The sequence below is a fragment of the Austwickia sp. genome, from assembly GCA_016699675.1.
GTDB lineage: Bacteria > Actinomycetota > Actinomycetes > Actinomycetales > Dermatophilaceae > Austwickia.
Genome location: CP064985.1, coordinates 106191 through 127763, shown reverse-complemented (window position 1 = coordinate 127763; position 21573 = coordinate 106191). Strand labels below are relative to the sequence as shown.

Below are 21573 nucleotides of genomic sequence, written 5' to 3'. Positions count from 1 at the left end.
GGTCGCCCCGGCGTCAGTCGGCCGGCAGGGCCACCGCGGGTTGCCCGCCCACCCACACGGCCGCGACGTCGGCGGGCGTGCCCTGGGCGAACAGCGTCGCCAGCGCGTCCTGCGCCGAGTCGGCGTGGCGCAGCCCGACGGCCAGCGTCGAGTCGGCCGCGGGGCGCCACCACACGGCGTCGAACTCCCGGCCGACCTCGAAGTCGCCGGTGCGTGCCGCGAGCCCGAGCGCGTCGGCGCCCGCCGCCGTGGCGAGCCGGAGCAGATCCGCCGCGGTCAGCCCGAAGCGGCGGTCGGGTGGGGTGAGCTGCTGGGCGAAGTAGGCCTGCAGGCCCTCCTTGGCCAGGCAGAAGCCCGTCCCGCCGCCCACATCCGAGCCCAGGGCGACCCGGACGCCGGCCTCGGCGTGGTCGCGGAACCGGAACAGGCCGCTGCCGAGCGCGGCGTTGCTCGTCGGGCAATGCGCCACAGCCGACCCGGCGTCCGCCTGGGCGGACAGCTCGCGGGGGCGGGGGTGGACGTCGTGGGCCAGCACCGTGCAGGGCCCGAGCAGGCCGTGGTCGGCGTACACCCCGACGTAGTCCGCCGAAGCCGGGAAGGCCGCCGCGACCCCGGCGATCTCGGCCTCGTTCTCGTTGACGTGGCTGGTGACGTACGCCCCGGGGGTGTCGGCTGCCAGCTCGCCGCACGCGTCGAGGAGGGCCCCCGAGCAGGAGAAGGCGAAGCGCGGGGTGACGGCGTACCGCAGCCGCCCCGCCCCCGCCCCGTGCCAGCGCTGGGCCAGCTCGGCGCCCTCGGTGAGCGCCCGGTCCGGCGTCGTGAGCAGGTCCGCCCGCAGCGCACGATCCGAGACCACGAGCCCGGACGTGATGCGGAGCCCGGACGAGGCGGCGGCCGTGAAGAACTCGTCCATCGCCCCGGCGTAGTGCGACCCGAAGACGAGGGCCGAGGTGGTGCCCGCGCGGACCAGCCCTGCGAGGAAGTCCGCGGCGACGCCGCGGGCGTACGCCGAGTCGGCGAGCCGCGCCTCCTCGGGCAGGGCGCACTGCTCCAGCCAGTCCAGGAGCGGCCGCCCGAGGCCGCCGATGACGCGGACCTGGGGGTAGTGCACGTGGGTGTCGACGAACCCCGGCAGCAGCAGGCCCGGACGACAGTCGACGACGGGTTCGTCGGGATGCGCGGCGAGCAGCGCGGCGGCGGGGCCGCGCGCGGCGATCACGCCGTCGCGCACCAGGAGCGCACCGTCCTCCTCGACCCGCAGCGTCGTCGGCTCGAGCCAGGACGCGCCCCCCGACGCGCCGGCCGGCGTGTCGAGGAGCGCGCCTCGGAACAGGGTCATCTCACTCGCCGGGGGCGGACTCGTACGAGCGGGCGGTCGCGTCGGCGATCGCCTCGTCCGCGGTGTGCCGCTGACCACCCGTGTGGTGGAAGATCAGGTTGAGCAGGATCGCGCAGAGGCTGCCCAGGGTGATGCCGGAGCCGAAGATGATCTCGGCCCAGCTCGGGACGACCTTGGCGACGTTGGGCTGGATGGTGACCAGCATGGCCAAGGCCAGCGAGGTCGCGACGATGACGATGTTGCGGTCGTCCTTGAAGTCCACCCGGGTCAGCGTCTGGATGCCGACGACCGCGACCGTCGCGAACATGGCCAGGGCCGCGCCGCCGAGCACGTGGTGCGGGATGCCCGCGACCAGCGCGCCAGCCTTGGGCAGCAGGCCGAGGACGATCATGATGGCGCCCGCACTGGCCACGACCCAGCGGGACTTGATCCGGGTGAGCCGGACGAGGCCGACGTTCTCGGCGAAGCAGGTGTAGGGGAAGCTGTTGAGCACGCCGCCGAGCGTCGTGGCCAGGCCATCGGCGCGCAGGGCCCGCGCGATGTCCTCGGACTCGATCTTCTTCTCGACGATCTCCCCGGTGGCGAAGACGTCGCCGGTGGTCTCCACCGCGGTGATGAGCATGACGACGACCATCGAGACGACCGCGGCGAAGGCGAACTTCGGGATCCCGAAGTAGAACGGGGTCGTCACCCCGACCCAGGACGAGCTGGCGATCGCGTCGAAGTGCGCGTCGCCGAGCAGCCATGCGACCAAGGTGCCGCCGACCAGGCCGAGCAGGACCGCGATGGTGCCCAGGAAGCCCTTGAAGAAGCGCTGCAGGAACACGATGAAGAGGAGGGTTCCGACGGCGTACAGGATGCTACGCACGGCGATCTGGTCGGCGGGCACGCCGATCTGGACGAAGTTCCGGTTGGGGTCGGGGGCGGCCATGATCGCGTCGTTGGCCGCCACGGGGAGCAGGGCCACCCCGATGATGGTGATGACGCTGCCGGTCACGACCGGCGGGAAGAACCGGATGAGCTTGGCGAAGTACGGGGCGATGAGGAAGGTGAACAGGCCCGCGACGATGACCGAGCCGTAGATGTAGGGCAGCGACTCGCGACCCCCGCCCTGCGACAGGCCGATGGCGATCATCGGCGACACGGCGGTGAAGGTCACGCCCTGCAGCAGGGGCAACCGGACGCCGACCTTCCAGAACCCGACCGACTGGATGATCGACGCGATCCCGCACGTCAACAGGTCGGCGTTGATGAGGTGGATCAGGGTCTCGGTGTCCAGGCCGATCGCGCTGGCGAGCAGGATCGGCACGATGACCGCGCCCGCGTAGAACGCGAGGACGTGCTGCAGGCCGTAGATGGCCAGCTTCGCCGCCGGCAGCACCTCGTCGACGGGGTGGACCCCGGACGCGGGCGCCGGCTCGGCAATAGTGCTCATAGGAGTGCCTTCCGAGAGGGGTATCGCGAGAACTCTGGCGTGGGTCTCGAAGACCGGCCAGGGACTTAGGTCGCCTATCGGCGGGGTGGTCGCGGCTGCTGGTTCCCCCACAGGATGGCCGCTCAGCCTCGGTGGGCGCCGGAGACTCGCGGAAGTCGTTGGGCCTCAGGAGGGCCCGGCGGCGGCGAGGAGACGCCGGCACCGCTCCGCCAGGAACGGCCGATGTCTGACCAACGCTGGGCAAAGTCTCCTTCCCACGTCTGGCGGTGGTCGCCCAGAGACCCGCCCCGCCGCTGACTATGGTGTCCGGGTGGACGAGGCCTCCCTGGTGACCATGGCGATCCTGATCGCCGCCGCCTTTCTCGCGGGATACGTCGACGCGGTCGTGGGCGGCGGCGGCCTCATCCAGCTGCCGGCGTTCGTGGTGGCGTTCCCGCACGCCGTACCGGTCCAGCTCCTCGCCACCAACAAGCTCGCCTCTGTGTGCGGGACAGCGGTGAGCTCGGCCACCTACCTGCGCCGGGTGAAGCCGGACCTGCGGACGGCGCTGCCGCTGGTGCTGGGCGCGCTGGCGGGATCGGCCGCGGGTGCGGTGATCGCGGCGCACATCCCGAAGGCGGCGTTCAACCCGCTGATCCTCGCGGTGCTCATCGGGGTCGGGGCCTACACCCTGCTCAAGCCATCCCTCGGCCAGGTCCAGGCGCTGCGCCACACCGGCCGCCGGCACACCGCCGGCGCGGCCGCGATCGGCCTGGGCGTCGGGGTCTGGGATGGGGCGCTCGGCCCCGGTACCGGCTCGTTCTTCGTGTTCCTGCTGGTCGGCGTCCTGGGCTTCGCGTTCCTGGAGGGGACCGCGCTGGCCAAGCTCGGCAACCTGGCGACCAACATCGCGGCCCTGGTCGTGTTCGTCGCCGGCGGCGCGGTGGTCTGGAAGATCGGCCTCCCGATGGGGTTGGCCAACGCGGCGGGCGGCTACCTGGGCGCGCGCACCGCCGTCGCCCGCGGCCACGGCTTCATCCGCGCCGTGTTCATCCTCGTGGTCTCCGCGTTCATCGTGAAGATCGGGTACGACGTGCTGCGCCAGTACGGCGTGCTCTGACCGCCCCCGTCGTCGGGAGAACGATGGCGCCCGTCATCGACCGACGACGTCGCCCCTGCTCAGGACGACGATGCGGCGGGGGCTTCCTCCCGTCGCGTCCGGGCCGCGACCCGGCGGACGCGCAGGCCCTGCAGCAGCAGGCTCGCCGCCAGACACGCCCCGACCCCCTCGCCGGCGCGCAGCCGCAGGGCGAGCAGCGGTTCCAGCCCGAGCTCGCGCAGCACCAGCGCGTGGGCGCGTTCCCTGCTGCGCTGCCCGGCCACGAGGTAGGCGTGCACGGCGGGTTCCAGCGAGCGCGCCAGCAGTGCCGGCACGCTGGTTGCCAGCCCGTCCAGGACCACGGCCGCCCTGCCCTCCGCGGCGCCGAGCACGACCCCCACCAGCACGGCGAACTCGGGGCCGCCCAGCCCCGCGAGCAGGTCCTCCGCATCGACCGGCACGTCGCCGCCCGGAAGCCGCCCCGCGTCCCGCAGGCGGGCCAACCCATCGGCCACCACCTCGACCTTGCGCGCCAGGATCGCCGCGTCGGCCCCGGCGCCGAGGCCGACGGCGTCCTGCGGGTCAGCGCCCAGCACCGCGCAGGTCAGCGCGGCCGCCACCGTGGTGTTGCCGACCCCCACCTCGCCGAGGATCACCAGCCCGGTGGTCGCAGCCCGCCGCCCGATGTCGCGGCCGGCGGCCACCAGTCGCCGCACCTCGGCGTGCGGCAGCGCGTCGGTCGTCGCCAGATCACCACGCCATACGTCGGGAGCCGGGCGCAGATCCGAGCTGCCCGGCACGGGCGGCCCGGCGACGCCGGCGTCCACCACCACGCAGGCCAGTCCGGCGCCGGTCGCGGTCGCCGCGCCCACGCCGACCCCCGCCACCGACGCGGCCAGGACCTCGCGGGTGACGGACACCGGGTACGCCGAGACGCCCAAGGCGGCCACCGGATGGTCGGCGCCGACGAGAACCAGGGTGCCGGTCGTGCTGGCCGCGGCGCCGGCCGCGACCACGCGATCCAACGCCCGATCGAGGACGCCGAGCGAACCGGGCGGCGAGAGCAGGTCGTCGGCGCCGTCCGTCGCCGCCACGACGTGGGCCTGATCCGGCGCCTTGACGTGGTTGGCGGGCGCGACCGGGTCCGCCTCGCTCGGCCAGCGATCGGCCAGGATCACCTCGTCGAGCGGGAGCCGCTTGCTCCAAGCGGCGCGTTGCAGGCCGGGCTCCGGGGGTCGCTCGTCCGGCCAGCCGAGGCAGAGCCAACCGAGGGTCTCCACCCCCGGCGGCAACTGCAGCAAGCGGGCCAGCTCGTCCGGGCGGAACAGGGTCACCCAGCCCATGCCGAGGCCGAGCGCTCGGGCGGTCAGCCACATGTTCTCGATAGCACACGCACAGGACCACAGGTCCGCGTCGGGGAACGTAGCGCGCCCCAACACCCCCGCGGCGGGGGTCCGCCGATCGCAGGCCACGACGATCCCCAGCGGCGCCTCGCGCAGCCCCTCCAGCTTGAGGTCCAGCAGCCGCTGGGCCCGATCCGGCGCGAACGTGGCGGCCTGTTCGAGGCGCAGCGCATCCGCCATGGCCGCAGCCCGGTCCCGGGTGGCGGGGTCGGTCACCACGACGAATCGCCACGGCTGGCTGTGTCCCACGGACGGTCCGAGGTGGCCGGCCTCGATCACCCGGCGGAGCAGCTCGTCCGGGACGGGATCGGGGCGATATCGGCGGATGTCGCGCCGCGCCGCCACGACGCGCGCGAGATGCTCGGCCACCTGATCGCCCATCGCCCAGCCGTCCGGCGCGTCGGCCCGATCCCGGGCGCTCGTCGTATCGCCGATCAGGGGGACGGGGCGACGCCAGCGCGTGGGAGCTTCGGAGGACATCCCTTCAACCTAGTCCCCGGGCCTCGCCCGCGCGGCCGACGAGGGGACTCGGGGCTGGTCACCGGCCCCTTGCGGGCTTCGGGTCGCCCGGTCAGCTCACCGCGTCGGGCGAGACGAGCCACCACGCGGCGTACGGCGGCAGCCACACCCGGCCGTCCGCGCCCGGCTGGACGCCCTGCCCGGTGAGGGCGTCGACCGCACGGTCCAGCCCGAGCGCGGCCAGGCGCGCCCCGGAATGGAACCGCCACTCGGGGGTGACGTTGTAGAGCTGCAGCATCACCCCCAGGGGGTGGGTGCGCCGCACCGGCAGGACGCCGTTGTCGTGCAGCTCGTCGATGGCCGTGGGCACGCCCGCGTGGAGGTGAGGCAGCGACCGGCGCACCTCGGCGAGCCGCACCAGATCGGTGAAGGCGCAACCCTCGCTCGACGTACGGTCGTGGCGCAGCGCCACCCGACCCGGATCGAGCCGCGGCCGCCCGGCCCACCGGTTGTCGTCCTCGTGGCCCGGCTCGGCCGCCCAGTCGGGATCGTTTGGGGTGGCCAGCTCGTCGCCGCTCCACAGCACGGGGATCCCGCCCCAGCCGTAGATGATCGCGTGCGCCAGCCGCAGCGCCTTCAGGTCCAGCTCGGCGGCGTGGATGTCGTGCCAGTACTCGTCGTTCTCCAGGCCGATGAGGCTGGCCGCGGTGCCGCTGATCCGCCGGTCGTCCGTGGCGGGGTTGTGCTGGAAGACCAGGCCGCGGGCGCGGGAGGCGGGGAAGTTGCCGGAGTACCAGTCGGACAGGAACCGGCGGTGCGCCGGGCCGTCCCAGCCGATCGCGGCGCAGTCCTCGTCGGAGATGGCCCAGCCGATGTCATCGTGGCAGCGCAGGTAGGTGATCCAGGCCGTGCCGGTGGGCAGCGCCGGCAACTTGGCCAGCGAGCGGGCGGCCAACCGCGCGTCCTTGGTGGCCAGGGCGGACCAGATCTGCACCATGAGGCTGTTGTGATAGGCGAGCTCGCTCACCTTGCCGGTCCACCGGCCCTGGCCCAGATAGGCGACGAGCTTGCTCGGCGCGACGATGGCCTCGGCCTTGAACGCCGTGGCCGGCGCCACGATTCGGGCCACGGCCCGCAGGATCTGCGTCAGCGAGTGGACCTCCGGCTGGCCCTGGCAGTCGGTCCCCATCCGCTTCCACAGGAACGCGATCGCGTCGAGCCGCAGCACCTCGACCCCGGCGTTGGCGAGGTCGAGGACGATCTGGGCGAACTCGATCAGCACGTCCGGGTTGGCCCAGTTGAGGTCCCACTGGAAGGCGTTGAACGTGGTCCAGACCCAGGCGGCCAGCTCGTCGTCCCAGGTGAAGTTGCCGGGCGCGAAGTCGGGGAAGACCTCGGGCAGGCTCGCCTCGTAGGCATCGGGCAGCTCGCGGTCGGGGAAGGTGTGGAAGTAGGCGCGGTAGCGGTCCTCGCCGGCCCGCGCGCGCTCGGCCCACTCGTGCTCGCGGGCCACGTGGTTGAGCACGAGGTCGAGGACCAGGCTCATGCCGCGGCCGCGCAGCGCCGCCGTCAGGTCCGCCAGGTCGGCCATCGTGCCCAGGTCGGGACGGATCGTGCGGTGGTCGGCCACGGCGTACCCGCCGTCGTTGTCGCCCTCCCGCGGCCGCAGCAGCGGCATGAGGTGCAGGTACGTCACGCCGAGCTCGCCGAGGTAGTCCAGCCGGTCGGTGACGTCGGCCAAAGTGCCGGCGAACCGGTCGGCGTACGCGGCGTAGCCCACCATCGCCTCGCTCCCGAGGCGGTCCGGCCGCAGCAGGCGCTCGTAGTCGAGGGCGCGCAGCTCGGCAGACCGTACGGCGTGCGCGGCCCGCGCCACCGACTCCAGCCGGGCCGCGACCCCATTGGCGGTGGCCTCGTCGTACACATCCCGCAGCCCCGTCAGGACGTCGGGCCACCAGCGACGCAGCCGGGCCTCGAACTGGGCCGCGTCGTGATCCGTCGTCTGGCCCGCTGTCTCGGGTGCCGCCATGGCCCCATCGTGCCGCATCCCCGGCCGGCCGCGGACGCCACGGCTCACAGGAAGGGCACAGGCTCCTCTGAACTGTCCCGACGGCCAGGCCACCGACGGTAGAGACATGACCACGAGCACCATCGACGCCGGCGAGACGAGCGGACTGCGCATGTCGACGCCAAGCATGGCCACCGGCCGCGACGACTCGCCGTCCGGTCGCCCGCTGCCCGCCCCCGCCGTACCCCGCTGGTGGGGCGAGCTCTCCTGGGCGCTGACCTGGGCGAGCCTGCTCGTCGTGGCGGGGCTGTGGCTGGCGAACGGGGGCGTCACCGGCGTGACCAACGTCGCCGACGCCTGGACCTCGATGGGGCGCCTCACCGGCCTGCTGGCCAGCGACCTGCTGCTGATCCAGGTGCTCCTGATGGCGCGGATCCCGTTCGTGGAGAAGGCGTTCGGCCAGGACGAGCTCGCCGCGATCCACCGGCAGGTGGGCTTCGGGTCGTTCTCGCTCATGCTGGCGCACATCGCGATGATCCTGGTGGGCTACTCCGGGGCCTCGCTCGGCGCGCTGTGGCCGACCTTCTGGCAGGTCACCACGACGATGCCCGCCATGCTGATCGCCCTGCTGGGCACGCTCTGCCTGGTGATGGTGGTGGTCACGTCGATGCGCGCCGCCCGGCGCCGGCTGCGCTACGAGTCCTGGCACCTCATCCACCTCTACGCCTACCTCGGCTGCTTCCTCGCCCTGCCGCACCAGCTGTGGACCGGCCAGGACTTCTTGGCCTCGCCGCTGGCTACGGCGTACTGGTGGGGCCTGTGGGGCGCGGCCGTCGCCGCGGTGCTGACCTACCGCGTCGGGCTGCCCGTGCTGCGCAACCTTCGGCACCGGCTCGTCGTCGCGCAGGTGTCGCCCGCGGGCGGCAACGTCACCACCGTCACCGTGACCGGGCGCGACCTGGACCGCCTTCCCGCCGCGGGCGGGCAGTTCTTCCAGTGGCGCTTCCTCGACGGGCCGGGCTGGACGCGCGCGCACCCGTACAGCGTCTCGGCCGCCCCCGATGGCCGCAGCCTGCAGATCAGCGTCGCGGATGTGGGGGACGGCAGCCACCGCCTCGCGACGCTGAAGCCCGGGACGAGGGTGCTGATCGAGGGCCCGTACGGGCGCCTGCACCAGGGTGCCCGGACGCGGCAGGGCGTCCTCCTCCTGGCCGCCGGGATCGGCGTCGCCCCGATGAGGGCCCTGATGGAATCCCTCGATGCCCAGCCGGGCGACCTCACCCTGATCTACCGGGTCTCTGACTTCGCCGGCGCGCCCCTGCTCGCGCAGGTCGAGGCGTCCGCCGCTCGGTGCGGCGCCCGCTTGATCGTGCTGGACGGGCACCGGGTTGTGGAGCGCCCCTCCTGGCTGCCCGCCGCGTGGTCGCACCTCACCGACGAGGCGGCCCTGCGCCACCTCGTGCCCGACGTGGCCGAGCGGGACGTGTTCCTGTGCGGCGGCAACGCCTGGATGGACGCCGCGCAGGCCGCGGCCCGCGGCGCGGGTGTGCCCGCCGAGCGCATCCACGCCGAACGCTTCGCTTACTGACCGCTGCCCTTGTGGCCTTACCCCCATTCGATCCGCCTGAGAAGGACACCACCGTGAGCACCACCGAGAACTCCACCCGCAATCCCGCCGCGGACGAGCAGCCCAGCCACCTGCGGCGCAACGTCCTCGTCGGCATGAGCACCCTGTCCGCCGTCGTGCTGGCGATGGGCTACCACACCAGCCTCCACGCCCAGGGCGCCGGATCCGCGACCGCGTCCGCCAGCACGAGCGTTGCGGGGACGTCGCCCGCGGTCGGCAGTGCCGCCGGGGGCGGCACCGCGGCGGGGAGTACCTCCAGCTCGACTGGCGGTACGTCGGCGGGGGCCGGTACGTCGGCGGCGGCCGGCGCCTCGGGCGCCGCGGGCGGCGCAGCGACCACCCTGAGGGACGGCACCTACACCGGGACCTCCAGCTCGACCCGGTGGGGACCGGTACAGGTGCGGATCGTGGTCTCGGGCGGCAAGATCACCAGCTCCCAGGCGGTCACCTATCCGACGGCCAACAACAAGGACGTGCAGATCAACTCCCGCGCCGTCCCGACGTACAACAGCGAGGCCGTCCAGGCGCAGTCGGCCGACATCGACGCGATCTCCGGGGCGACCGTCACGTGGCAGGGCTACACGGCCTCGCTGCAGTCGGCGATCGACCAGGCGCGGGCCTGAGGCCGAGGGAGCGACCGATGACCGCCGGACCCGCCGATCTGCCCGTCTTCGCCCCACCGCCGCCGGCCCCCGGGGCGCTTGTGGCTGGGGCGCCGTCGCCGTACGTCGCCGCCCACGTCGAGCACCTCATGGGGATGCCGATCAGCATCCACGTCCGGGGGCCGCAGGCCCGCTCGGCCGCGGTGACGGCGGCGGTGCGCGCGGCGTACGACGACCTGGCCTGGGTGGATGCGACGTTCTCGAAGTGGCGGCCGGACAGCGAACTGTCCCGGCTGCGGCGCGGCGAGCTCCGCGTCGAGGACTGCTGCCCGCAGCTGGCGGAGGTCCTGGCCCGGTGTGCGGCGTACGAGGCGGAGACCGGCGGGGCGTTTCTGAGCCGGCTTCCCGACGAGGCGACCGGACAGTGGCTGATCGACCCGACGGGGCTGGTGAAGGGCTGGGCCATCGGGCGCGCCGCGGCGATCCTGGCCGCGGCGCCCGCGATGGCCGGGCACGCCTGGTGCGTCAACGCCGGGGGCGACATCGCCGTCGGTGGCGTGGACGCCTCGCCCGGCGGGGATCGACCCTGGCGGCTGGGGATCGAGAATCCGGACGTGCCGGGGGAGATCGCCCAGGTCGTCGAGCTCCGGGCCGGGGCGCTCGCCACCTCCGGCTGCGCCGCGCGCGGCGCCCACCTGGTGGACCCGGCGACGGGGGAGCGGCGCTACCGGCGGGGCTCGGTCAGCGTGATCGCCCCGGACATCGTGGACGCGGATGTGTGGGCGACGGCGCTGTTCGTCGGGCCGGCCGAGCTGGAGCAGCGGGTCGCGGACCGCGAGGGCTGGCGCGTCATCCGGCTCTGAACCGAGGATGGGGGACATGACGAGCCCGATGCGTGACTATGCCCTGGCCAAGCCCGGCGCCTGGCCCGACGAGCCCTGGGAGGGCGACACCGTCGCCAAGGTGGGGGCGAAGATCTTCTGCTTCCTCGGCGAGCAGTCCGTGACGGTGAAGTGCGGCAAGGGTCGCGAGGAGGCCGACGAGTGGCTGGCCCGCTACCCCGCGGAGGCGTCCGTGTCGGCGTACATCGGCCGGCACGGCTGGAACGTGCTGCGCCTCGACGGGGCGATCCCGCGTGACGAGATCGAGGAGGCCATCGACGACTCGTACGCCCTGATCGTCGCGACGCTGCCCAAGAAGGACCGCCCTACCTCCTGACCCTGGGCGCGTCAGCTCCGGAGCTGGGCCGCCAGCTCGGCCGCATCCGTCGCGGGGGCGTGGCAGGCGAAACCGCGACAGACGTACGCCGTGGGGGCGCCGTCCTTCAGGGGGCGGTCGGCGAGCAGCGCCCAGCCGGGCGCGTCGGGGCGACCGACGGCGAGGACCAGGCCCGGGGAGCGGGCGGCGCGGGCGGCCTCGACCAGGGCTTGAGTCGCCGGGTCGGTCGGGTCGTCGGTGACGATGGCGACTTCCAGCGGTCCGGCCGCCACAGCCTCGGCGACCGTGAGGGCGTGGCCGGCGAACCGCGGGTTGCGGCGGGCCACGTCGGCCATCGACGCCAGCGCGGCGTGGGCCCGGTCCAGGTGCTCGACCGAGCCGGTCAGCGCGCCGTACGCCAGCAGCGCCCCGGCGAGGCTCGACGTGCCGCAGGGTTCGGCGTTGTCGCCGTCCTCGCGCGGCCGCAGGACCAGCGCCTCCCCGTCGTCCGGGGTGTCGTAGAACCCGCCGTCGTGCGCGCCGAAGCGCGCGATCGCGGTCGCAAGGAGGTCGCCGGCGGCGGCCAGCCAGCGGGCCTCGCCGGTGGCCTGCGCCAGCGCGACCAGTCCCGCCGCGAGGTTGCCGTAATCGGTGGCCACCCCGGCGGATTCGCCGACGACTCCGGCGCGGGAGGTCCGCCGGAGTCGGCCACCCACGTGGTGGACCTCCAGCAGGTGGCTCGCTGCCGCGCGCGCCGCGTCGACGTACCGCGGTTCCGCCAGCGCGATCCCCGCCTCGGCGAGCGCTCTGATGGCCAGGCCGTTCCAGGCGGTGACGACCTTGTCGTCGCGGGCGGGTTGGGGGCGCCGGTTCCGCGCGGCGAGAAGGCGAGCGCGGGCCGCGGTCCACCAGTCGGCCTCCTCGCCGGGGGTCGGCTCGCGGCGCAGCTGGAGCGTGGAGGAGCCGTGCTCGAAGGTGCCCGTCGCGGTGACGGACAGCAGCTCGGCGGCCCGCGCACCGTCGGCCGCCCCGAGCGCCTCGGCGAGCTGCGCCGGCGTCCAGGCGTAGGTCAGCCCCTCGATCCCGTCGGTGTCCGCGTCGAGCGCGGAGGCGAAGGCCCGCTGCGGCGTACCGAGGTCTCGGATCAGGAAGTCCGCGGTTTCCCGGGCGATGCGGGCGGCCAGCGAGGAGCCGGACGCGCGATGCCAGCGCGCGTAGGTGCCCAGGAGCAGGGCGTTGTCGTAGAGCATCTTCTCGAAGTGCGGCACGACCCAGTCGGCGTCGGTGCTGTAGCGGGCGAAGCCCCCAGCCAGCTGATCGTTGATGCCGCCGCGGGCCATCGCCTCGAACGACCCCGCGGCCATCGCGCGCGCCGGGGCGGAGCCGGTGCGGCCGTGGTGCGCGAGCAGCCAGTCCAGCACCATGCTCGGCGGGAACTTGGGTGCGCCGCCGAAGCCGCCCCGCGCCGCGTCGTACGTCGTGGCCACGGCGGACAGCGCTTGCTCCAGCAAGCGGGTATCGATCGGCGTCGTCTCGGATCCGGTCCGCCCTCCGTCCTCGGCGCGCCCCGACTCGCGCAGCGCCGCAGCGATCTGGCCCGCGCTGGACTCGATATCGCCCCGCCGCTCGCGCCACGCCTGCCAGGCGGCGTCGAGCAGGCCGATGAGGTGGTTCTTGGGCAGATACGTGCCGGCCCAGAACGGCCGCCCGTCGGGCGTGAGCAGCACCGTCATCGGCCAGCCGCCGCGCCCGGTCAGGGCCACCGTGGCGGCCATGTAGACGGCGTCGATGTCGGGGCGGTCTTCCCGGTCGACCTTGATGGCGACGTACCGGTCGCGCAGCGCCTCGGCCACCTGCTGATCCTCGAACGACTCGTGCGCCATGACGTGGCACCAGTGGCAGGCGGCGTACCCGATCGACAGGAAGATCGGCAGGTCCCGCTCGCGGGCCTCGGCCAGCGCGGCGTCCTCCCACGCCCACCAATCGACCGGGTTGTCGGCGTGCTGGAGCAGGTACGGCGACGCGGCCCCGCGCAGTCGATTCATCACGCCCGCTAGCTACCCCCTTGCCAGCGAACCGAATCCGCCCAACCGACGGCCCTTGGGGGGTGCGGCGAAATCACTCGCGTGCCGATCGTGCGTGAACGCGGACCCCAGGGTCCCCTCTGGGCGCACGGATTAGACTTGCGGGATGACGACTGCCGAGCTGTTGGAGCAGGCACGCAAGCTCTCCCGCGAGGAGCAGCTCGAGCTTGCCCATGCTCTGTGGGTTGAGGCCGGCGGCCCTTACGAGGACGCTGGAGAGGTCGAGTCCGCCTGGGCGACCGAGATCGGGCGGCGTCTCGGGGGGATCGTGGACGGGACGACGAACGGGATCCCGGACGCCGAGGTCCGCCGCCGCTTCGGCCTGTGAATCAGGAACCTCGTTGGGTCCCCGAAGCCGTCGAGGATCTTCGGCGCGCCCGCGACTGGTACGACGAACGGGAGCCAGGTCTCGGCGGCCATCTCGCGACTGAAGCCTTCCGGGCCCTCGACTACGCTCTCGGCTTTCCAAAGACCGCTCGCCGGTACGAGTGGGAGGGGTCGCCGCGGGAGCCCGTGGTTCGCAAGGTTCCTTTGAAGCGATTTGACGAATACAGCCTCTTGTATGCGGTGGTGGACGACATCGTGTGGGTCGTGGCGTTGGCTCATGTGAAGCGGAAACCGGCCTTTTGGGCTGGCCGAGTCGTGCGCCTCCCCGGTGGCCAATCGGGCGAGGCGGCCGGTGGCGATCCGGTCTGACCTGAGTCAACGGCGCGAGGGGTCCGCGACATAGGTGAGGAAGAGGGGCGTCGCGGTGGGCGCGTCGTAGACGACGGCGTAGAACGGCCGGTCCAATCGGAGCACCGGCGGAGGGATCCGGGCGCTGACGGCCTGAGCTCCGACGGCGGATACCGCCGCCGCCTCGGTGCCCTCCTCGTCCACGACGATCGTCGCCTTCTGGATCGCGAAGGACAGCTCCAGCCGCTCCTGCGTCGTCAGGCCCGTCAGGTCGGCGGCACCCCCCTCGCCGAACGCCAGGCCGGCGCCCCGGGCGATCAGCGGCTTCGCGAGGTCGTGGGTCGACTCGATGCGGAACCGCGGCATGACGAGGTCCGCGGAGTCGGCCTGGTCCCAGCCGCGCAGCAGGTCGCCGAGGCCACCCGAGGTGACGAGCTTCGGGACCGTGGCCTCCGCCCCGGTGGCGCGGTCGGGCAGCACGACCAGCATCGCCAGCTTGCCCCCGACGTACGGGATCGAAGCCGCCTGCCACCCCGCGCCGGTGCGGTGGGGGACCGACTCGGCGCCGTACATCATCGGCACCCGTACCTCGCCCCCGGCGGCGCGAGCGAACGGTTCGTCGCGGGTGCGGGACTTCTCGAGGGGCACGTTCCAGTCGGCCTTGAGGTAGACCGCGTTGGCGAGGACCAGTCGGGTCTCCCGCGTGATCTGGTTCGGGCCGACGATGCGCTCGATGAGGCCCTGCGTCGCCGCCGCGCACCAGGCGTTGATGGCGGCGATCGCCGCGGCGGGGTCGGCCCGATAGTCGGCGAGGGTGAGGCCGGTGCCGAAGTACTCGGCCAGCGCATCGAGGAACGGCGCCTCCCAGGTCAGGTCGCGCTGGGCCCACACGGCGTTGGCCTCCGACCAGGCGAGGTGACCTGTGCCGCCGCGCTTCTTGGCATGGTCCCCTGCGCGCGAGGCGAGGTCGGCGGCGAGGGTGCCGAGTCCGGCGGCGAGCCGCTGGTGATCGGTCGTGGCGAGTGCGGCGTCGAGGCCGGCGCCCGTGGGCCCCTTGGCGCCGAAGCGGACCATCGCCAGGGCACGTTCCAGGGAGTAGGGGGAGAAGACGCTGTTCGCGGTCGGCTCGGCGGCGGTCAGCGCCGCCCAGATCGCGCCGCCCGCGGCGGTCAGGGCGGCGACGGCGGGCCCGACCGCGGTGGGGTCGGCCGGGCGGCGGGCGCGCGTCGAGGTGGCCATCGGTACGGCGGCGGCGGCCCCGGGGGAGCAGCGGGCGAGGGCCGGGGCGAGGGGAAGGACGAGGCCTGCAGCGAGGGCGGCGCGCAAGGCGGTACGGCGGGTGACGGCGGCGCTCATACCTCCCAGGAGCGCCTTGCGTCCCTCGTGGGTTGCCGCGCCGTATGGGCCGCCGCCGTCATGGGCCGCCGCGCCGTCATGGGCGACCGCGCCGTCATGGGCCGCCGCGTCCCCCGTGGGTTGCCGCACTACCATGGGTTGCCGCGCCGTCATGGGCCGCCGCCAGACGCCCAAGGCGTGGCATAACGCGATACGACCGTTCGTGACCTGCGCAAAGGGTGCCATGGCACCAAAAGGGCAGGTCGGGAACGGTCGTGCTGTGGATAACTCGCGCCTACAGCGCCTCGCGGGGGATCGTGGCGTACACGTGGTAGGCGGGTTCCTCGTAGGGATGCGCGGCCAGCATCGCCTCCAGCGCCGCTCGGGCCGCCGACCGCGGGCAGACCACCTCGATGCGCTGCTCGGCCACCACCTCCGGCGTACCGATCGCACCGATCGCCGGCGACGCCCCCGCCATCGGGAGGAACCGGCCCTCGCCGGCCGCCGAGAAGCTGCACGCCCGATAGCGACCGATCGCCCCGGCACCGGCGGAGGCCGCTGTGTCGCGGACGACGTCGGCGGCCTCCACCGGGGCGAACATCACGATGACGACAAGCGCATCGTCATCGCGGTCACTCATGACGGACCCGAGCTCACTTCAGCGCGGCGACCGCCGCGTCGTAGTTCGGCTCCTGCGTGATCTCGGGGACCAGCTCGGTGTAGACGACGTCGCCGGACTCGTTCACGACGACGACCGAACGCGCGAGCAGGCCCTTGAGGGGACCGTCGGTCATCGTCACGCCGTACGTGCTGCCGAAGTCGGACCGGAAGCTGCTCGCCGCGGTGACGTTCTCGATGCCCTCCGCGCCGCAGAACCGGCCGAGCGCGAATGGCAGGTCGGCCGAGACGCAGACGACCGCGGTGTTGTCCATCGACGCCGCGAGCTCGTTGAACTTGCGCACGCTCGCCGCGCAGACGCCGGTGTCGACGCTGGGGAAGATGTTGAGCACGACGCGCTTGCCCTTGTGCCCCGCGCCGGTCACGTCGGACAGGTCGGTGCCGGTCAGCGTGAAGTCGGGAGCGTCGGAGCCGGCCGCGGGCAGGTCGCCGGAGGTCTGGACGGGGGAGCCCTTGAATGCAGTGGTAGCCATGCGGCCTTGTCTAGCAGACCCCTTCGGCCCTGCGCGCCCCCGGGTCGCTCACCGGTCGCTGGCCATGGCCTTCATCGCGGCGACGAAGGCCGTCATGGGGGCGGGGCCGCCGTTCGGGTCGCCGGCCGCGGCGTACCAGTGCGCGACCGCGACCAGCCGGATCAGGCTCCACGCGCGGGCGCGGGCCTCGTCGACGCCCGCCGCCTCGGCCAGCCAGCCCAGCCGGCACTTGAGGTGCCAGTTCGGGTCGCCACTGGCCACGGCGTCGTGCCAGCGGTTCCACAGCGCGGGGGCGAGGGCGAAGGCGGACTCCGCGGCCAGCGGTTTGGGGTCGATGGCCAGCCACGGGCTGAGTTCGGCGGCCAGCACGTTCGCGTCGTGCAGGTCGGTGTGGACCAGGCGCCCGTCGATGCCGGGCTCGCCGGCCAGGTCGCGCGCCGATGATCGCGCCTGCTCGACGAAGCGCCGGGGCAGGCCCGCCGCCGCGACCGCGCGGACGTCGGCGGTGGCGGCCAGGAAGCCGCGCGTCCAGTCGGAGAGGCGGTCGAGCTGCGGGAAGGCCGGTACGTCGAGCCGGGCGAGCAGCCGCCCGATCACCGCACAGGACGTTTCGACATCCTCGGTGCCCAGGTCACGGGCGGCGTCGAGCCGCTCCAGCAGCAGGGCGTCGCGCGCCGGGTGGGCTGCCACCAGGTGCACCGCGCCCCGCCCTGCCCAGGCCCGCAGGGCCAGGTGCTCGTGGCGGGCCTCGGGGTGCGGCCAGCCGAGCTTGAGCACCAGGCGGTCCCCGCGGCGGCGTACCGGCAGGACCAGCGCGCAATAGCCGTGCATCGGTATGCCGTCCGGGGTGAGCTCCCAGCGGTCCAGGGCCTCCGCCGCGCGCGCCGGCAGCTCGGCCAGCCAATCGTCGCCGGGCAGCCCGCCGTCTCCCTCGGCGGGCCGCCCGGTCATGCGCGCGACGAGCCCCGGCGGGACGCCCAACCAGTCCTCGCCCATCAAGCGCACGGGCGCGACCGGCGAGCCGCAGGCGAGAACACGGGCTCAGCCCTCGAACAGCGTCTGGCCGACGTAACCGCCCGGCTTCGGGCCCGGCGGCACGGCGTACGACGCCGATCCGACGTGCGTCGCCCAGATGTTCAGCGCGTCCTTCTCGGCGAGCCGCTGCTGCACCGGGATGAACGCCTTCGCCACGTCCTTCTGGTAGCAGACGAAGATCAGGCCCGCGTCGGGCGTGCCGCTGGGCAGGTACCCGTCGTCGTAGTTGTAGGCCCGGCGGATGATCCGCTCGTCGGCGGTCCGTGCCTGCGCGCGGGCCGCGTGCGAACCGGGATCGACGACGTAGAAGCCCTTGTCGTCCTTCTTCTCCCGATCCACCACGTCGAACTCGGTCTTCCCGGTGAGCGGCGCACCGTTCCCGATCCGCCGCCCGAACGCGATCTCCTTGCCCTCGCCCTCCACGTCGTCCCAGAGCCCCAGGTCGATCCGCATCCGCCGAATGACCAGGTGTGAGCCGCCGACGAGCCAGCCATACGCCGGATCCGTGCACCACACCACCGCCGCGGCCTGCTCAGGGTCGCGCTCGTTGGCGGTGCCGTCGCGCATCCCCATGAGGTTGCGCGGGGTGGTCCCCGGCGGCTCGGTGCCCAGGGAGTTGACGAACCCCGCCTGCACCCAGGCCACCGTCGCGAACGGCTCGGCGTCGCGGATCAGCCGACGCTGCGCGTAGGACAGCGTCACCGGCTCCTCGCAGCAGATCTGCAGGACGAGGTCGGTCTGTCCCCACGCCGGTTCGAGCTTGTCCGTGGCGAACGCCGGCAGGGTGGCCAGTGCGGGCGGCATCGCCGCGGGCTTGCCGATGGCGGCGAACAGGCCGCGCCCGAACCCGAACGTGACCGTCAACCGGGCCGGGTTGGCCGCGATGTCCGGCTCGAGGGCCGTGAGCGGCTTCTCCCCGGCGACGAGGTGCGCCACGTCGTCAGACAGCATCTGCAGCATGATGCGGACCTTGTCCGCCCCCAGGCCGGGCCGCAGATTGAGCCCCACGAAGACGCCGTGGGCCTGCTGGCCCGTGAGGATGCCCGCCTGGTGGTCGCCGTAGAACGGGACCGTGTCCTTGCCGAACAGTGCGATCGCCTCCGCGGGGCGAGCGACCCCGACAGGACCGCCGCCGCTGGCCGTCGACCCGGCCGCCGACCCCGACCCGCCAGCGGCGGCACCGGTGGCGCCCGCCGAGCCGGCGGGAACCTGGGAGCAGGACGTCGCCCCGGCCAGCGCCGCCCCCGCGGCGAGGGCGCCCCCGCCCAGGAGCGAGCGGCGGGAGATCCCGCCGGCAAGCTCCTGGGCAGGGGGCCGGGACGACGCGCCCACGCCGGTGGTGCCCGAGCCGCGGGAACCGTCTGCGCGTGCGCGTCCCATGGTCACTTCGAGGTGCTCGCGGTGGCGGCGGAGGTGGCCGACATCGTGCCGGACGTGTTGGCGTACGGCTCGTTGCCACCGCCCGGGAACGCCCAGGCGACGGCGTCGAAGGCGAGGGTCTTGCCGTCCTTCGTGGTGAGCGTGACCTTCGCGGTCGAGCCGGCCGGGAGCGGCTTGGTCATGTCCATGATCATGACGTGGTTGCCGCCCGGCTTGAGCTCGAACGTGCCGCCGGCGGGGATCGTGTAGCCGCCCTGCACGGGGCGCATCTGCATGGAACCGTTGACCATCGCGGTCTCGTGCAGCTCGGTCCTGGCGGACTGGTCCTGGCTGCCGGAGACGATGACGATCTCCTTGTCGGACGTGTTCTTGATCGTCCCGAAGATGCCGGTCATCTTGCCCTTGGTCACGTCGGGGATGGCCTTCACCCAGGTCTTGGTGATCTCCAGGCCGTCCCCCTTGAACGTCTTGCCGTCCGGGGTGGGCGCGCCGGCCGTCCCGCTGGACGTGCCGGAGCCGGCGCTGCTGGAGCTGGCGGCCTTCGCCGTGGTCGAGCTGGAGGCGGCCGTCGAGCCGGACCCGCCGCAGCCCGCCAGGGCGAGTGCGGCGCAGCAGGTGGTGATGGCGAACAGGGTGGTACGTGTCGTCATATCGAGTGGTGTCCTCACGGAAAGGCCCGCGGGGTGCGGGCGGCAGTCGGGCTGCAGGGTGGGGGGGCGCCGGGCGAGCCGACGCCGGACGCGGGGGCCCAGGACGCGGTACGATGTCGCGCGGCCCCACCCGGCGTACCGCGAGGCGCGGTCCGGGGGAGGCGACGGCGGGTCCTAGGCGAGCCGCGGCTCCGCCGGAGGTCCGCGCACGGGAGCCAGGTACCGAAGGTCGAGAGACCGGAGCCGTCCCGGCGCCGCGGCGCAGCAGATCGCAACCACCGCACGCGGTACGGCGGGCGCCGCGGCAAGAACCGGGAGCAGGCGCCGCGCCGCGGCCCAGATGGACCGGTCACCCCAGCCCAGCGCCAGGGCTGTGAGGGCGATCGCCAGAAGATGCGCGGCCGCCATCGACGGCGAGGGGAGCAGGCTCAACGAATCGAGGGATTGGCCAGCGTGCCCGCCGCCGGCCAGACCGAGGGTATGGCCGGGGTCGGCGTGGCTCACCTGGCTCACCTGGCTCGCCGCGGCGGCACGTCCGTGCCCCGCGTGGCCCGTGAGCAGCGCAGCGTCTAGCCCCGAGTTCAGCGCTGGCGCACCGTGGGCGGCGAGGTGGAAGTACGCGTGCAGCGCGGCCTCGACGCCGACCAGCACCGCGAACAGGGTCGGGATCGAGCGCTCGCGGCGGGTGAACCACAGCGCGACGAGGCCCAGCGCGGGCAGGGTCAGCGCGAGGGTCGACGCCGACGGCAGGCCGCCCCCGCCGAGCGCGTGACCCCCGGCTGCGAGCCCCAGGCAGGCGGCGACGACCGCGCCCAGGCGCGCGCATCGAAGGCCCCCACGGGCTGGCTGCGGCATGCTCCCAGGCTACTGGCCTGGCAGGCGACCTCGCCTGTCAGCGTCCCGCCGGTGTGCTCTGGCTGGACAGGCCCGGAAACGCCCGCAGTTCGGCGCCGAGGTCTCGGGCCTGACCCTCGGCGACGGCCGCCAGCGACAGGACGGCGAGCAGGCCCGGGGTGCTGCCCGCCGCGGCGGGGGCGCCGCTGAGGACGCCATTGGTCAGGCCGGCGAGCACCGTCTGCGCCAGCCCGATCGCGGACGCGTCGTCCGTCACCGGGAACGGCAGGGCATACCCGGGCGGAACGTTCATGGGTTTCTCGCCCGCCTGCGGCTCCAGGATGAGGCGGGCCGCCGTGGTCCAGCTCAACGGCCCGAGCAGCCGGGTCCGGGTGGCGCCGGCGCTGCGGGCGGCCGCCACGCGCAGCCCGTATTCGGCAGCCCGGAACAGGCCCACGAGGCGGGCCGCTTCGCCTTGCGTGGCGATCGTCGGGGTGGCCCACGTCGGGGCGCTCCCGCCGACCAGCGGGAGCGCGACCGCGCGCTGGACGCGCAACGACAGCAGCAGCGGCGTCTCGTCGGGGGGCAGTCGATCGAGGGCGCCGAGATCGTCCGCCGCCAGCCCCGCCGCCTCGGCCGCCGCCATACTCACAGGCACCGGCGGTGGCTGGGTGGCGAGGGGAGACGCGGCAGAGGACGACCCAGCCGAGGACGCCGCAGGGGCGGGGGCCGACGACGGCGTAGCGACGGACGCCGATGGCGAGGCGGCGGACGCCGACCGTGACATCGCGCTGGACGCGCTGCTGCCGAGCGCGGCGTCGAGTCGGGCGGTGTCCTTCGGGTCCTCGCCCAGTTCGGTCAGCCGGCCGGTCAACACGCTCTCCTGCACGCGGTGCAGCCCCGCCAGGGTCGCGGCGATCCCGCCAGCGGCGCCGGTCGGGGCGGTCGGGCCAGCCCCCGCCGTACCCACCGCCGCGTTGGCCGCCGCCAGGGCCGTGCGGACGCGGCGCAGCTCGGCGTACACGGCGACCGCGCGCGGGTCCACCGCCCGTGGGGCGAGCAGGGGCAGGTCGGTCTCGCGGCGGTCCCAACGCACCCCGCACCCGGCGAGCGTGGCCGCGCCGAACGTCGCGCCGAGCAGGCCGAGGACCGTACGGCGCGTGGGCGCGCAGTCTTCGGCCACGTCGGCCGGGGCCCCGGAACGGGCCGGCAGGGAGCGCGGGGGAGGCGACGTGGATCCGGCGGAAGGAAGCGGCAACATCGCGGGTCATCCTCCCATCG

The 21573-nt window shown here is 73.8% G+C and carries 20 protein-coding genes; 7 read left to right on the top strand and 13 right to left on the bottom strand.

Annotated elements, in window-relative coordinates; all coding sequences use genetic code 11:
• Positions 1-13 precede the first annotated feature (13 nt).
• Both IPK37_00590 and IPK37_00585 read right to left on the bottom strand, forming a co-directional pair.
• Positions 14-1339, bottom strand: a complete 1326-nt coding sequence (locus IPK37_00590; GenBank protein ID QQS01039.1) for a guanine deaminase — start codon at positions 1337-1339, stop codon at positions 14-16.
• A 1-nt stretch (position 1340) separates the two neighbouring features.
• Positions 1341-2774 carry a purine permease gene (locus IPK37_00585; protein ID QQS01038.1) on the bottom strand — a complete coding sequence of 478 codons (1434 nt, stop codon included), beginning with the start codon at positions 2772-2774 and terminating at the stop codon, positions 1341-1343.
• A gap of 334 nt (positions 2775-3108) precedes the next feature.
• Here IPK37_00585 and IPK37_00580 point away from each other — a divergent pair, with 334 nt between their 5' ends.
• On the top strand, positions 3109-3873 hold the full coding sequence (locus IPK37_00580; protein ID QQS02578.1) for a TSUP family transporter: 765 nt from the start codon (positions 3109-3111) through the stop codon (positions 3871-3873).
• 59 nt (positions 3874-3932) lie between these two features.
• Here the strand turns inward: IPK37_00580 and bluB are convergent, their stop codons facing one another.
• Together bluB and IPK37_00570 are read right to left on the bottom strand one after the other, a co-directional pair.
• A complete protein-coding gene (gene bluB / locus IPK37_00575; GenBank protein QQS01037.1) occupies positions 3933-5735 on the bottom strand; it encodes a 5,6-dimethylbenzimidazole synthase in 1803 nt (600 codons plus the stop codon).
• Between the two features lie 91 nt (positions 5736-5826).
• Positions 5827-7761 carry an alpha-amylase family protein gene (locus IPK37_00570; GenBank protein QQS02577.1) on the bottom strand — a complete coding sequence of 645 codons (1935 nt, stop codon included), beginning with the start codon at positions 7759-7761 and terminating at the stop codon, positions 5827-5829.
• Between the two features lie 148 nt (positions 7762-7909).
• Between IPK37_00570 and IPK37_00565 the strand changes: the two genes are divergently transcribed.
• From IPK37_00565 to IPK37_00550, 4 genes are all read left to right on the top strand, one after another.
• On the top strand, positions 7910-9310 hold the full coding sequence (locus IPK37_00565; GenBank protein QQS02576.1) for a ferric reductase-like transmembrane domain-containing protein: 1401 nt from the start codon (positions 7910-7912) through the stop codon (positions 9308-9310).
• Between the two features lie 134 nt (positions 9311-9444).
• Positions 9445-9972, top strand: a complete 528-nt coding sequence (locus IPK37_00560; GenBank protein QQS02575.1) for an FMN-binding protein — start codon at positions 9445-9447, stop codon at positions 9970-9972.
• 17 nt (positions 9973-9989) lie between these two features.
• A complete protein-coding gene (locus tag IPK37_00555) occupies positions 9990-10814 on the top strand; it encodes an FAD:protein FMN transferase (protein ID QQS01036.1) in 825 nt (274 codons plus the stop codon).
• Between the two features lie 16 nt (positions 10815-10830).
• Entirely contained in the window at positions 10831-11169 is a 339-nt protein-coding gene (locus IPK37_00550) for an MmcQ/YjbR family DNA-binding protein (GenBank protein QQS01035.1), read from the top strand.
• Positions 11170-11180: 11 nt separating this feature from the next.
• Here the strand turns inward: IPK37_00550 and IPK37_00545 are convergent, their stop codons facing one another.
• Entirely contained in the window at positions 11181-13196 is a 2016-nt protein-coding gene (locus IPK37_00545; protein ID QQS01034.1) for a thioredoxin domain-containing protein, read from the bottom strand.
• A 142-nt stretch (positions 13197-13338) separates the two neighbouring features.
• Between IPK37_00545 and IPK37_00540 the strand changes: the two genes are divergently transcribed.
• Positions 13339-13560 carry an addiction module protein gene (locus IPK37_00540; GenBank protein QQS01033.1) on the top strand — a complete coding sequence of 74 codons (222 nt, stop codon included), beginning with the start codon at positions 13339-13341 and terminating at the stop codon, positions 13558-13560.
• The gene (locus IPK37_00535; protein ID QQS01032.1) at positions 13557-13928 is read left to right on the top strand and encodes a type II toxin-antitoxin system RelE/ParE family toxin; all 372 of its coding nucleotides are present in this window, start codon (positions 13557-13559) and stop codon (positions 13926-13928) included. Before IPK37_00540 ends, IPK37_00535 begins: the two co-directional genes overlap by 4 nt.
• A 6-nt stretch (positions 13929-13934) precedes the next feature.
• Here the strand turns inward: IPK37_00535 and IPK37_00530 are convergent, their stop codons facing one another.
• From IPK37_00530 to IPK37_00495, 8 genes are all read right to left on the bottom strand, one after another.
• Positions 13935-15263 (bottom strand): serpin family protein, encoded by a 1329-nt coding sequence (locus IPK37_00530; protein QQS01031.1) that lies wholly within the window; start codon positions 15261-15263, stop codon positions 13935-13937.
• 274 nt (positions 15264-15537) lie between these two features.
• Positions 15538-15882 (bottom strand): hypothetical protein, encoded by a 345-nt coding sequence (locus IPK37_00525; GenBank protein ID QQS01030.1) that lies wholly within the window; start codon positions 15880-15882, stop codon positions 15538-15540.
• Between the two features lie 13 nt (positions 15883-15895).
• Complete coding sequence (gene tpx, locus IPK37_00520; GenBank protein ID QQS01029.1) at positions 15896-16393, bottom strand: thiol peroxidase; 498 nt, start codon at positions 16391-16393, stop codon at positions 15896-15898.
• A gap of 48 nt (positions 16394-16441) precedes the next feature.
• Entirely contained in the window at positions 16442-17398 is a 957-nt protein-coding gene (locus IPK37_00515; GenBank protein ID QQS01028.1) for a hypothetical protein, read from the bottom strand.
• 36 nt (positions 17399-17434) lie between these two features.
• Complete coding sequence (locus tag IPK37_00510) at positions 17435-18808, bottom strand: Dyp-type peroxidase (protein QQS01027.1); 1374 nt, start codon at positions 18806-18808, stop codon at positions 17435-17437.
• Between the two features lie 2 nt (positions 18809-18810).
• Complete coding sequence (locus tag IPK37_00505; GenBank protein QQS01026.1) at positions 18811-19458, bottom strand: copper chaperone PCu(A)C; 648 nt, start codon at positions 19456-19458, stop codon at positions 18811-18813.
• A 174-nt stretch (positions 19459-19632) separates the two neighbouring features.
• The gene (locus IPK37_00500; GenBank protein QQS01025.1) at positions 19633-20313 is read right to left on the bottom strand and encodes a hypothetical protein; all 681 of its coding nucleotides are present in this window, start codon (positions 20311-20313) and stop codon (positions 19633-19635) included.
• Between the two features lie 37 nt (positions 20314-20350).
• Positions 20351-21475, bottom strand: coding sequence for a hypothetical protein (locus IPK37_00495; GenBank protein ID QQS01024.1), 1125 nt, complete (start codon positions 21473-21475; stop codon positions 20351-20353).
• Positions 21476-21573: the final 98 nt, after the last annotated feature.

Coding starts and splice junctions, on each gene's coding strand:
- IPK37_00570 (QQS02577.1), bottom strand. CDS start 7,761: ATGCGGCACGATGGGGCCATGGCGGCACCCGAGACAGCGGGCCAGACG.
- IPK37_00565 (QQS02576.1), top strand. CDS start 7,910: ATGGCCACCGGCCGCGACGACTCGCCGTCCGGTCGCCCGCTGCCCGCC.
- IPK37_00530 (QQS01031.1), bottom strand. CDS start 15,263: ATGAGCGCCGCCGTCACCCGCCGTACCGCCTTGCGCGCCGCCCTCGCT.
- IPK37_00560 (QQS02575.1), top strand. CDS start 9,445: ATGAGCACCCTGTCCGCCGTCGTGCTGGCGATGGGCTACCACACCAGC.
- IPK37_00525 (QQS01030.1), bottom strand. CDS start 15,882: ATGAGTGACCGCGATGACGATGCGCTTGTCGTCATCGTGATGTTCGCC.
- IPK37_00580 (QQS02578.1), top strand. CDS start 3,109: ATGGCGATCCTGATCGCCGCCGCCTTTCTCGCGGGATACGTCGACGCG.
- IPK37_00500 (QQS01025.1), bottom strand. CDS start 20,313: ATGCCGCAGCCAGCCCGTGGGGGCCTTCGATGCGCGCGCCTGGGCGCG.
- IPK37_00550 (QQS01035.1), top strand. CDS start 10,831: ATGACGAGCCCGATGCGTGACTATGCCCTGGCCAAGCCCGGCGCCTGG.
- tpx (QQS01029.1), bottom strand. CDS start 16,393: ATGGCTACCACTGCATTCAAGGGCTCCCCCGTCCAGACCTCCGGCGAC.
- IPK37_00590 (QQS01039.1), bottom strand. CDS start 1,339: ATGACCCTGTTCCGAGGCGCGCTCCTCGACACGCCGGCCGGCGCGTCG.
- IPK37_00555 (QQS01036.1), top strand. CDS start 9,990: ATGACCGCCGGACCCGCCGATCTGCCCGTCTTCGCCCCACCGCCGCCG.
- IPK37_00585 (QQS01038.1), bottom strand. CDS start 2,774: ATGAGCACTATTGCCGAGCCGGCGCCCGCGTCCGGGGTCCACCCCGTC.
- IPK37_00510 (QQS01027.1), bottom strand. CDS start 18,808: ATGGGACGCGCACGCGCAGACGGTTCCCGCGGCTCGGGCACCACCGGC.
- IPK37_00540 (QQS01033.1), top strand. CDS start 13,339: ATGACGACTGCCGAGCTGTTGGAGCAGGCACGCAAGCTCTCCCGCGAG.
- bluB (QQS01037.1), bottom strand. CDS start 5,735: ATGTCCTCCGAAGCTCCCACGCGCTGGCGTCGCCCCGTCCCCCTGATC.
- IPK37_00505 (QQS01026.1), bottom strand. CDS start 19,458: ATGACGACACGTACCACCCTGTTCGCCATCACCACCTGCTGCGCCGCA.